10 protein-coding genes are annotated in these 10,499 nt (G+C 65.3%); 7 read left to right on the top strand and 3 right to left on the bottom strand.

Annotated features, from left to right (window positions below):
- Positions 1 to 35: 35 nt before the first annotated feature.
- Entirely contained in the window at positions 36 to 842 is an 807-nt protein-coding gene (locus tag HU729_RS14365; RefSeq protein ID WP_186668613.1) for an HDOD domain-containing protein, read from the top strand.
- A gap of 18 nt (positions 843 to 860) precedes the next feature.
- On the opposite strand, the gene HU729_RS14360 is transcribed toward HU729_RS14365, so the two are convergent.
- Positions 861 to 2,240 carry a sensor histidine kinase gene (locus tag HU729_RS14360; protein ID WP_186668614.1) on the bottom strand — a complete coding sequence of 460 codons (1,380 nt, stop codon included), beginning with the start codon at positions 2,238 to 2,240 and terminating at the stop codon, positions 861 to 863.
- Positions 2,233 to 2,904 (bottom strand): response regulator, encoded by a 672-nt coding sequence (locus tag HU729_RS14355; RefSeq protein ID WP_054891845.1) that lies wholly within the window; start codon positions 2,902 to 2,904, stop codon positions 2,233 to 2,235. Before HU729_RS14355 ends, HU729_RS14360 begins: the two co-directional genes overlap by 8 nt.
- 201 nt (positions 2,905 to 3,105) lie before the next feature.
- On the opposite strand from HU729_RS14355, the gene HU729_RS14350 reads away from it, so the two are divergent.
- From HU729_RS14350 to HU729_RS14330, 5 genes are all read left to right on the top strand, one after another.
- Positions 3,106 to 4,380: an OprD family porin gene (locus HU729_RS14350; protein ID WP_186668615.1), complete on the top strand. Its 1,275-nt coding sequence runs from the start codon at positions 3,106 to 3,108 to the stop codon at positions 4,378 to 4,380.
- Between the two features lie 31 nt (positions 4,381 to 4,411).
- Entirely contained in the window at positions 4,412 to 5,392 is a 981-nt protein-coding gene (locus HU729_RS14345; protein ID WP_125930594.1) for a tripartite tricarboxylate transporter substrate binding protein, read from the top strand.
- 76 nt (positions 5,393 to 5,468) lie between these two features.
- On the top strand, positions 5,469 to 5,927 hold the full coding sequence (locus HU729_RS14340; RefSeq protein ID WP_186710661.1) for a tripartite tricarboxylate transporter TctB family protein: 459 nt from the start codon (positions 5,469 to 5,471) through the stop codon (positions 5,925 to 5,927).
- Between the two features lie 3 nt (positions 5,928 to 5,930).
- Complete coding sequence (locus HU729_RS14335; RefSeq protein ID WP_186668616.1) at positions 5,931 to 7,445, top strand: tripartite tricarboxylate transporter permease; 1,515 nt, start codon at positions 5,931 to 5,933, stop codon at positions 7,443 to 7,445.
- The gene (locus HU729_RS14330; protein ID WP_186668617.1) at positions 7,438 to 8,469 is read left to right on the top strand and encodes an AbrB family transcriptional regulator; all 1,032 of its coding nucleotides are present in this window, start codon (positions 7,438 to 7,440) and stop codon (positions 8,467 to 8,469) included. The genes HU729_RS14335 and HU729_RS14330 overlap by 8 nt, the downstream gene beginning before the upstream one ends.
- A gap of 99 nt (positions 8,470 to 8,568) precedes the next feature.
- On the opposite strand, the gene ung is transcribed toward HU729_RS14330, so the two are convergent.
- Complete coding sequence (ung, locus tag HU729_RS14325) at positions 8,569 to 9,261, bottom strand: uracil-DNA glycosylase (protein ID WP_186668619.1); 693 nt, start codon at positions 9,259 to 9,261, stop codon at positions 8,569 to 8,571.
- Positions 9,262 to 9,390: 129 nt separating this feature from the next.
- On the opposite strand from ung, the gene HU729_RS14320 reads away from it, so the two are divergent.
- Positions 9,391 to 10,497: an enoyl-CoA hydratase/isomerase family protein gene (locus HU729_RS14320; RefSeq protein ID WP_186710659.1), complete on the top strand. Its 1,107-nt coding sequence runs from the start codon at positions 9,391 to 9,393 to the stop codon at positions 10,495 to 10,497.
- Positions 10,498 to 10,499 lie beyond the last annotated feature (2 nt).

Below are 10,499 nucleotides of genomic sequence, written 5' to 3'. Positions count from 1 at the left end.
GGGGGGGCAGCCCCACCACTGCGGTAGAGAAGTCCATGAACAAGCTGGCCGAGATGGTTCAAGCGCAGTTGCTCGCTGCCATCGACAACGACGACCTGGTCCTGCCCACGCTGCCCGAGGTTGCCCTGAGCATCCGCGAAGCCGCCGAAGACAGCGAAATCAGCGTGGCCGCCTTGAGCCGCGTGATCGGTCGCGATGCTGCGCTGTCGGCGCGCCTGATCAAGGTGGTCAACAGCCCGCTGCTGCGCGCACTGGTGGAGGTCACCGACCTGCACACCGCGATCACACGCCTGGGCGTCAACTACAGCTGCAACCTGGCTATCGGCCTGGTGATCGAACAGATCTTCCATGCCCGATCGCCGGCGGTGGAACACAAGCTGCGCGATATCTGGGAAAACAGCCTGGAAGTGGCGGGCATCAGTTACGAAATCTGCAGACGCTACACCCACCTCAAACCCGACCAGGCCACCCTGGGTGGTCTTGTGCACCAGATCGGCGCCCTGCCGGTACTGATCTACGCCGAAGAGCACAACGAGCTGCTGTCCGACCCGGTGTGCCTGCACTTCGTGATCGAACAGATCCATCCCGTGCTGGGCGACAAGATCCTCAGCGCCTGGGAGTTTCCCGAGCAACTGGTCAACCTGCCCAGCCAGGTCCAGGACCTGGAGCGCGAGACCGACAAGATCGACTACATCGGCATCGTCCAGATCGCCCGCTCGCTCAGCCTGCGCGGGCGCGGCCAGCCCTTGACCAGCCTGCCCGCCTACAAGCTGCTGCGCTTGCCGGAGGGCAAAGAGCTGGATCTGCTGGAGCTGGTCGAGGCACGGGACATGTTGCGCTGACTGCCGCGGGTGCGGCGGTCAATCCGCGATGAAGCTCACCCGCACCTTCAAACCGCCGTTGTCGCCATCATGCAGGCTGATCTGCGCCAGATGCGCACGGCAAATTTCGCCGACGATCGCCAACCCTAGCCCACTGCCTTGGGCACTGCGCCGGTAGAAGCGCTCGAACACGCGCTCGCGATCATCCAGTGGAATCCCCGGCCCATCGTCCTCGACCTCCAGCACCGCAGGGGCCAGCACGCGCAGGATCACGTTGCCGCCCATCGGTGTGTGGGCCAGGGCATTGTCCACCAGGTTGCTGAGCAGCTCGTTGAGCAAGGTCGGCTCGCCCTTCAGCCAAACCGGCGCCTCGGCTTCCAGCGCCAGGGCAACACCCCGGGCATGGGCCAGCGGCGCCATGGCCATGCCCAGTTCGCGGGCCAGCTGGCTGAGATCCAGGCGCTTTGCACCGCCTTCGGCGATTGCCCGGGCGCCATTTTCCACACGGGCCAGCGACAGCAACTGGTTGGCCAGGTGGGTAAGGCGATCAGTTCCTTGGGCCGCAGACTCCAGGGTCTGGCGCCACTCCTCGGGCTCCCGCGAGCGCAAGCCCAACTCCACCCGAGCCTTGAGCGCCGCCAGTGGTGTGCGCAACTCGTGGGCAGCATCGGCGATGAACTGCGCCTGGCGCTCGAACTGGCCGCGCAGCCGCTCGGTGAAGTGGTTCAAGGCCCGCACCAGCGGCCCCAGTTCATGCTGCACCTGCACCACCGGCAGGGCCCGTAGATCGTCGGGCTGACGGGCCTCCACCGCCGTGCGCAGACGCTCCAGCGGACGCAGTGCAGCACTGACCGCGAACCACACCATCACCAGCGCGCCCAGCGCAAGCATGCCCAGGCGCAGCAACGTGTCGGCCATCAATCCGCGCGCCATGCTCACCCGCGCCTCTTCGGTCTCGGCCACGCGGATCTCGGCCATGCCGTTCATGTTCGGTTCACTGACGGCCTTGAGCAGGCTCACCACGCGCACATCCTGGCCCAGGTAGGTGGCGTTGTAGAAACGCGCCAGCGCCGGATAGTCGTCGGTGCGCGGCGTGCCAGGGGGCGGCGGCGGCAGCTTCTCGTAACCGGAAATCAGCCTCTGGTGGATATCCAGCACCTGGTAGTAGATGCGTCCGGCGCTGTCGTAGGCGAAGGTGTCCAGGGCCACATAGGGCACATCGGCGCTGAGCGTGCCATCGCGCTGGGAAAGGCCGGCGGCAATGGTCCGCGCCGAGGCCAGCAGCGTGCGGTCATAGGCGGTGTCGGCGGCCTCGCGGCCATTCCAGTAAGCGCTCAGGCCGCTGGCCAGCATCAGCACCACGAGCAACAGCGCCAGGTTGCCGAGCAGGCGCGCGCGCAGGCTGCCGTTGTCACGCATCGCGATGCTCGAGCAGGTAGCCCAGGCCGCGGAACGTGACGATCGCCACCGGGTGGCCATCGAGCTTCTTGCGCAGGCGATGGATGTAGATCTCGATGGCATCGGGGCTGGCTTCTTCGTCCAGGCCAAACACCTGTGCGGCCAATTGCTCCTTGCTCATCACCCGCCCGGGACGGGCGATCAGCGCCTCGAGCACGCTCTGTTCGCGCGAGGTCAAGGTCAGCGGCTCGTCACCCAGCGCAAAGCGCCGCGTGTCCAGGTCATACACCAGGGGCCCGCAACGTTGCTGACGTTCGCCACCGAGCACGCTACGGCGCAGCAGTGCCTTGACCCGCGCCTCAAGCTCGGTGAGCTCGAAAGGCTTGGCCAGGTAGTCGTCGGCCCCAAGGTTCAGGCCGTGCACGCGGTCCTTGACGTCGCTGCGCGCGGTGAGCATCAGCACCGGCAGGGTCTTGCCCCGCGAGCGCAGGCGCGCCAGCACTTCGAAACCGTCCATGCGCGGCAGGCCGACATCCAGCACGGCGACAGCATAGTCCTCGCTGGCCAGGGCCAGGTCGGCGGCCACGCCGTCATGCAGCACATCCACGGTCAAGCCCTGGCTCTTGAGGGCCTGGGCCACGCTTTCAGCCAACGGCAGATGGTCTTCGACCAGCAACACACGCATCGGATTCTCCCTGCTCGGGTTGGGCGGTGGCGCGGAGTGTAACGCCCTCGCCGGCACTGTGAAGCCCTTGTGACAAACCTTTCGCGCTGAAAGGTTAGCGAAAGGTTCGCCACCTAGCATCGCACCACGGTCGCTCCACGCGCCGAAAAAAGCACCAGCAAGGTGCAACGAATAAGAACAATAAAACGGAGTCAGACGACGATGCTGTCAATGCAGCCCAGCCGGTCCCTTTCCGCCCGCCCTTCCACGCTCGCCAGCGCCATTGCCCTTGCCGGCATTGCTCCGATGAGCCAGGCCGCCTTCTTCGAAGACAGTACGGCCACCTTCGAAACCCGAAACATGTACTTCAATCGCGACTTCCGCGATGGCACCAGCGCGCAACAATCCAAACGCGACGAATGGGCCCAGGGCTTCATGCTCAATTTCGAATCCGGCTATACCGACGGCACCGTGGGCTTCGGCCTCGACGCCCTGGGCATGCTCGGCATCAAGCTCGACTCCAGCAAGGACCGCACAGGCACCGGCCTGCTGCCGACCCATGACGACGGCAAGGCGGCCAACGAGTACTCCAAGCTCGGCCTGACCGGCAAGGTCAAGATCTCCCAGACCGAGTTGAAAGTCGGCACCCTGATCCCGGAACTGCCGACGCTGCAGCCCAACGATGGGCGCATCCTGCCGCAGACCTTCGAAGGCGGCCTGCTCACCTCCCGCGAGATCAAGAACCTGACCTTCACTGGCGGGCGCCTTGAAAAGGCCAAGGACCGCGACGACACCAACTGGGAAGACCTGGCGCTGAACAACAAGAACGGCCGCTTCGGTGGTACGTTCCGCGCTGACCACTTCGACCTGGGTGGCCTGGACTACAAGTTCACCGACCGCATCACCGGCAGCTACCACTTCGCCCAGCTCGACGACATCTACCGCCAGCACTTCGTCGGCATGGTCGCCACCCAGCCCTGGGGGCCGGGCACCTTCGGCGCCGACCTGCGCCTCTCGAAGAGCGACGAACAGGGCAAGGCCCTGGCCGGCAAGATCGACAACACCACGGTCAACGGCATGCTCAGCTACGCGCTCAGCGGCCACAAGTTCAGCGCCGCCTACCAGCACCTGTCCGGCGACAGCGCCTTCCCCTATGTCGACGGCGCCGATCCGTACCTGGTCAACTTCGTCCAGATCAACGACTTCGCCGGCGCCGACGAACGCTCCTGGCAAGTACGCTACGACTACAACTTCGCTTCCCTGGGCATTCCTGGCCTGACCTTCATGACCCGCTACATCAACGGCGACAACGTCAGCCGCGCCGATGGCAGCGAGGGCAAGGAATGGGAACGCAACACCGAGTTCAAGTATGTGGTGCAGAGCGGTCCGCTGAAGAACGTCGCGGTGCGCCTGCGCAACGCTACCTTCCGCTCCAACTTCGCCCGCGATGCCGATGAAGTACGCCTGCTGGTCAGCTACAGCGTGGCCCTGTGGTAACCCATAACAACAACGCTCACGGAGATAGACGATGAACCTTTCACTGCGCCGACTCGTCCTGGCCACCGGCTGCCTGCTGCTGGCCGGCAACGCCCTGGCCGCCGAACCGAAACGCCCCGAATGCATCGCCCCGGCCTCGCCCGGCGGTGGTTTTGACCTGACCTGCAAACTGGTGCAGAGCGCACTGGTCGAGGAGAAGATCCTCAGCAAACCCATGCGCGTCACCTACATGCCAGGCGGTGTCGGCGCGGTGGCCTACAACGCCGTGGTAGCCCAGCGTCCGGCCGATGGCGGTACGCTGGTGGCCTGGTCCAGCGGCTCGCTGCTGAACCTGGCCCAGGGCAAGTTCGGCCGCTTCGACGAGAACGCGGTGAAATGGCTGGCCGCCGTCGGCACCAGCTATGGCGCCATCGCAGTGAAAAGCGACTCGCCCTACAAGACCCTCGATGACCTGGTTGCCGCACTGAAGAAAGACCCGAGCAAGGTGGTGATCGGTTCCGGCGGCACCGTCGGTAGCCAGGACTGGATGCAGACCGCGCTGATCGCCAAGGCTGCCGGCATCAACCCGCGCGACCTGCGCTACGTGGCCCTGGAAGGCGGCGGCGAAATCGCCACCGCGCTGCTCGGCGGCCATATCCAGGTGGGTTCGACCGACATTTCCGACTCCATGCCACACATCCAGAGCGGCAGCATGCGCATCCTCGCGGTGTTCTCGGAAAATCGCCTGGACGAGCCTGAAATGAAGAACATCCCGACCGCCAAGGAGCAGGGCTACGACATCGTCTGGCCGGTGGTGCGCGGCTTCTACCTCGGCCCGAAGGTGAGCGACGAAGAGTACGCCTGGTGGAAAGCGTCGTTCGACAAGCTGCTGGCCTCGGAAGACTTCGCCAAGCTGCGTGACCAGCGCGAGCTGTTCCCGTTCGCCATGACCGGTGAAGAGCTCGATGGCTATGTGAAGAAGCAGGTCGCCGACTACAAGACCCTGGCCAAGGAATTCGGCCTGATCCAGTAATCTCGGCCCTTGTGGGAGCGGGCTTGCCCGCCCCCACGAAGGAAGCATGAAAGCCGCTTCTATCGAGGATTCCTTCATGATCCTGCAACGCATCTTCGCCCTGGTGCTGCTGGCGGTCTGCGCCGCCCTGGCCGTTATGGCCTGGCCGTACCAGGCGGCGTTTTCCTATGAGCCGGTGGGCCCGCGTGCCTACCCGCTGCTGATGCTCGGCCTGATGAGCCTGGGCCTCTTGTATCTGGCGATTCGTCCGACGCCCATCGTGCACAAGGACGACGAAGTCCCCCTGGACCGCGAGACCCTCACCAAGATCGCCGCCTGCGTCGGCCTGCTGATCGTCTTCGCCGCCACCTTCGAGCCGCTGGGCTTCATCCTCAGCGCCGTCCTCGCCGGCCTGCCCATGGCCCGCCTGTATGGCGGCCGCTGGCTGCACAGCGCGATCGTGGTGGTGGGCATGAGCATCTTCCTCTACTGGCTGTTCGACCGGGTGATGGATGTCCCCCTGCCCCTCGGCCTGCTCGACGTACTGGAGAACTGACACATGGATACCTTGAGCTACCTCGGCCAGGGCTTCGGCGTCGCCCTGAGCCCCTACAACCTGGTCACCGCCCTGAGCGGCACCCTGATCGGCACCGTGGTCGGCCTGTTGCCAGGTCTGGGCCCGATCAACGGCGTGGCGCTGCTGATCCCCATCGCCTTTGCCCTCGGTCTGCCGCCGGAGTCGGCGCTGATCCTGCTGGCCGCGGTGTATCTGGGCTGCGAATACGGCGGCCGGATCAGTTCGATCCTGCTGAACATCCCGGGCGAAGCCTCGACCGTGATGACCACCCTCGATGGCTACCCCATGGCCCGCCAGGGCCTGGCCGGTGTCGCCCTGTCGCTGTCGGCCTGGAGCTCGTTCATCGGCGCCCTCATCGCCACCTGCGGCATGGTGCTGTTCGCGCCGCTGCTGGCGAAATGGGCGATCGCCTTCGGACCGGCGGAATACTTCGTGTTGATGGTGTTCGCCATCGTCGCCCTCGGCGGCATGGCCGGCGACAAGCCACTGAAGACCTTCATCGCTGCACTGATCGGCCTGTTCCTGTCGGCCGTGGGCATCGACGCCAACAGCGGCGTGTACCGCTTCACCGGTGACAGCGTTCACCTGGCCGACGGTATCCAGTTCGTCGTGCTGGTACTGGGCCTGTTCTCCATCAGCGAGATTCTCCTGCTGCTGGAGAAGACCCACCATGGCCACCAGGCGGTCAAGGCCACCGGGCGCATGCTGTTCAACCTCAAGGAAGCCGCCTCGGTCTTCGTCGTCAACATTCGCTGCGGCCTGCTCGGCTTCTTCATGGGCGTGCTGCCCGGTGCCGGTGCCACCCTGGCCAGCGCCGTGGCGTACATGACCGAGAAGCGTATCGCCGGTGCCAGCGGCAAGTTCGGCAAGGGCGACGCCCGCGGCCTCGCCGCCCCGGAAACCGCCATCGGTGCATCCTGCTGCGGCGCCCTGGTGCCAATGCTGACCCTGGGCGTGCCAGGTTCGGGCACCACCGCCGTGATGATCGGTGCACTGACCCTGTACAACATCACCCCCGGCCCACTGCTGTTCGAACAGCAGCCTGACATCGTGTGGGGCCTGATCGCCTCGCTGTTCATCGCCAACATCATGCTGGTGATCCTGAACATCCCGATGATCCGCATCTTCACCCGCATCCTTGCCGTACCGAACTGGGCGCTGGTGCCGGTGATCGCAATCATCACCGCGATCGGCGTCTACGCCGTGCACGCCACCACCTTCGACCTGTTCCTGATGGTCGGCATCGGCATCATGGGCTATATCCTGCGCAAGCTGGACTTCCCGCTGTCGCCGATCCTGCTGGGCTTCATCCTCGGCGGGCTGATGGAGCAGAACCTGCGCCGCGCGCTGTCGATCTCCAACGGCGAGCTGGGCATCCTCTGGTCGAGCCCGATCAGCATGAGCGTATGGGCACTGGTGGTCTGCATGCTGGCCCTGCCGCTGCTGCGCATCTGGCGCCGCCGCAGCCTGCAGCGCCGGGCCATGGCCGATGCCTGATCGGTCGTTGCCGCTGTTCTGGGCCACCGGGCTGGTCGGACTTGCTGGCGGTTTCATCGCCAGCAAGGTCGGCTGGCCTTTGCCGTGGATGGTCGGCTCGCTGCTGGCGATCATCGCGGTGCGCTGCCTCACCCCCTGGCAACTGTCGGAAATCCCCAACGGCCGCAAATGCGGGCAGTGGGTGATCGGTATCGGTATCGGCCTGCACTTCACCCCGGAAGTGATCGAACAGGTTGCCAGCCATTTCGGCTTGATCTTCTTCGGCGCGCTGCTGACCACGGTCTCCAGCGGCGTCGGCGTGTGGCTGCTACGCCGGTCCGGTGAGGACCGTGCCACGGCATTCTTTGCCAGCATGCCCGGCGGCTCGGGCGAGATGGTCAACCTGGGCGCGCGCAATGGTGCGGTGCTCAGCCAAGTGGCGGCGGCGCAGAGCCTGCGCGTACTGGCGGTGGTGCTGTGCGTACCGGCGCTGTTCAAGCTGCTGCTGGGCGATGGCGTGGCGCTGAACCATGCCGGCAGCGTCAGTTGGGGTTGGCTGGCGCTGATCGCGCCGCTGAGCATTGGCGTGGCGCTGCTCTGGCAGCGCCTGCGCCAGCCCAATCCCTGGTTGTTCGGGCCACTGCTGGTGGCTGCCAGCATCAGCCTGGCCAACAACCTGCAGATCGGCCTGCCCAACGGCGCCAGCCAGATCGGCCAGTGGCTGATCGGCAGCGGCCTGGCCTGCCACTTCAACCGCGCGTTCTTCCGCCGTGCGCCGGCCTTCCTGGGGCGCACCCTGGTGGCGACGGCCCTGTGCATGCTGATCGCAGGCGGCGCGGCCTGGGGGCTGAGCCTGTTCAGCCACCTGGACCTGCGTTCGCTGACATTGGGGATGATGCCGGGCGGGATCGCCGAGATGAGCCTGACGGCGGAGACCCTGCAACTGTCGGTGCCGCTGGTGACGGCGCTGCAGGTGATGCGCTTGCTGTTCGTGCTGTTCTTGGCAGAACCGATGTTCAGGTATTGGATACGCCAGGACGATTGACCGGTCGACCTCTTCGCGGGCAAGTCGGAGCGCCGAACCGCCGCCCCCACTGGCTGAGAGCGGGCTTGCCCGCGAAGAGGCCAACCCGACCGCAAGCCCTTACAAAGGCGGCACCGCCCAATTGATGGGCTCCAATCCGCGCTGCTGCAGGAAGCTGTTGGTCCGGCTGAAATGCCCGCAGCCCAAAAACCCGCGATACGCAGACAACGGTGACGGATGCACCGACTTGAGCACCAGATGCTTGGTCCCGTCGATCAGCTTCTGCTTGCTCTGCGCATGCGATCCCCACAGCAGGAACACCACGTTCTCGCACTGCTCGCTGACCAGCTGGATGATGCGGTCGGTGAAGAACTCCCAACCCTTCTTGGCATGCGACGCAGCATTGGCGCGCTCGACGGTCATGGTGGTATTGAGCAACAACACCCCCTGCTCGGCCCAGCTCTGCAGGTAGCCATGATTGGGGATCGGCAGGTTCAGGTCGCGCTGCAGCTCCTTGTAGATATTCACCAGCGAAGGCGGCGTCGGCACCCCCGGCTGCACCGAGAAGCACAGGCCATGGGCCTGGCCCGGGCCGTGGTAAGGGTCCTGGCCGAGGATCACCACCTTCACCTTGTCCAGCGGCGTGGTGTTGAGGGCATTGAAGATCAGCGGCCCAGGTGGATAGATCTCCTTGCCGGCGGCATGCTCCTGGCGCAGGAACTCGCGCAGCTGGTGCATGTAGGGCTGGTCGAACTCGGCGCGCAGCGCGGCCTTCCAGCTGGGTTCGAGCTTGATGCGATCGTCGTCGGTCATGGAGCAATCCTGAATCAGAGTGGGCGCGACACTAGGAAAGCCGCCCCCGCTTGTCAATCGCTCCGACCGGTGACAGGCACGATCGGTCAGGCAAGCCATACTTGTGCGACGACTTGCGCGAGGTTGTCCATGTCCATTCATTGCGAGGTACTCACCGGCGCCGATGGCGCCCGTATCGGCATCGCCACCCTGGATGCCGCCAAGACCCTGAACGCCCTGACCCTGCCGATGATCGAGATGCTCGATTCGCACCTGCGCGAGTGGGCGCGCGATCCGGGCGTCGTCTGCGTGCTGCTGCGCGGCAACGGCGAAAAGGCCTTCTGCGCAGGCGGCGATGTGCGCGCGCTGGTGCAGGCCTGTCGCGAGCATCCCGGCAGCGTGCCACCGCTGGCAGCAACCTTCTTCGCCGCCGAATATCGCCTCGACTATCTGCTGCACACCTACCCCAAGCCGCTATTGTGCTGGGGCCACGGTCATGTGCTGGGCGGCGGCATGGGCCTGCTGCAGGGCGCCAATGTGCGTATCGTCACCCCCAGCAGCCGGCTGGCGATGCCGGAAGTGAGCATTGGCCTGTATCCGGATGTCGGCGCCAGTTGGTTCCTCAGCCGCCTGCCGGGCAAGCTTGGGCTGTTCCTGGGGCTGACCGGCGCGCCGATCAATGCCCGTGACGCCCTTGATCTGGGGCTGGCCGACCGTTTCCTCGGCGAGCAGCAGCAGGCTTCGCTGATCGAAGAACTGCTGCAACTGAACTGGCAGGAACAGACCGCCTTGCAACTGAACAGCCTGCTCAAGGCCGAGCAGCATCGCGCCTGGGCCGAGCTTCCCGAAGCGCAGTGGCTGCCTCGCCGCGCCGTGATCGACGCATTGCTCGATGTCGCTGACCCGGTAGCCGCCTGGCGGGCCGTGTGCGGCTTGAGACACCACACCGATCCACTGCTGGCCAAGGCGGGCGAGCGCTTGCATGAAGGCTGCCCGCTTACCGGTCATCTGGTCTGGGAACAGCTTCACCGCGCCCGTCACCTGTCGCTGGCCCAGGTGTTCCAGATGGAATACGCCATGAGCCTGAACTGCTGTCGGCATCCGGAGTTCAGTGAAGGCGTGCGTGCTCGCTTGCTGGATAAAGACAACCAACCGCACTGGCACTGGCCGGATATCGGCAAGGTGCCAGCAGCGGTGGTCGAAGCGCACTTCGTCAAAGTCTGGGAGGGGCGACACCCGCTGGCGGATCTGGGCTGACC

Source organism: Pseudomonas sp. RW10S2 (assembly GCF_014268985.1).
Taxonomy (GTDB): Bacteria; Pseudomonadota; Gammaproteobacteria; order Pseudomonadales; family Pseudomonadaceae; genus Aquipseudomonas; species Aquipseudomonas wayambapalatensis.
The sequence above is the reverse complement of the archived record's forward strand: the minus strand, read 5'-3'. Positions and strand labels throughout refer to the sequence as shown.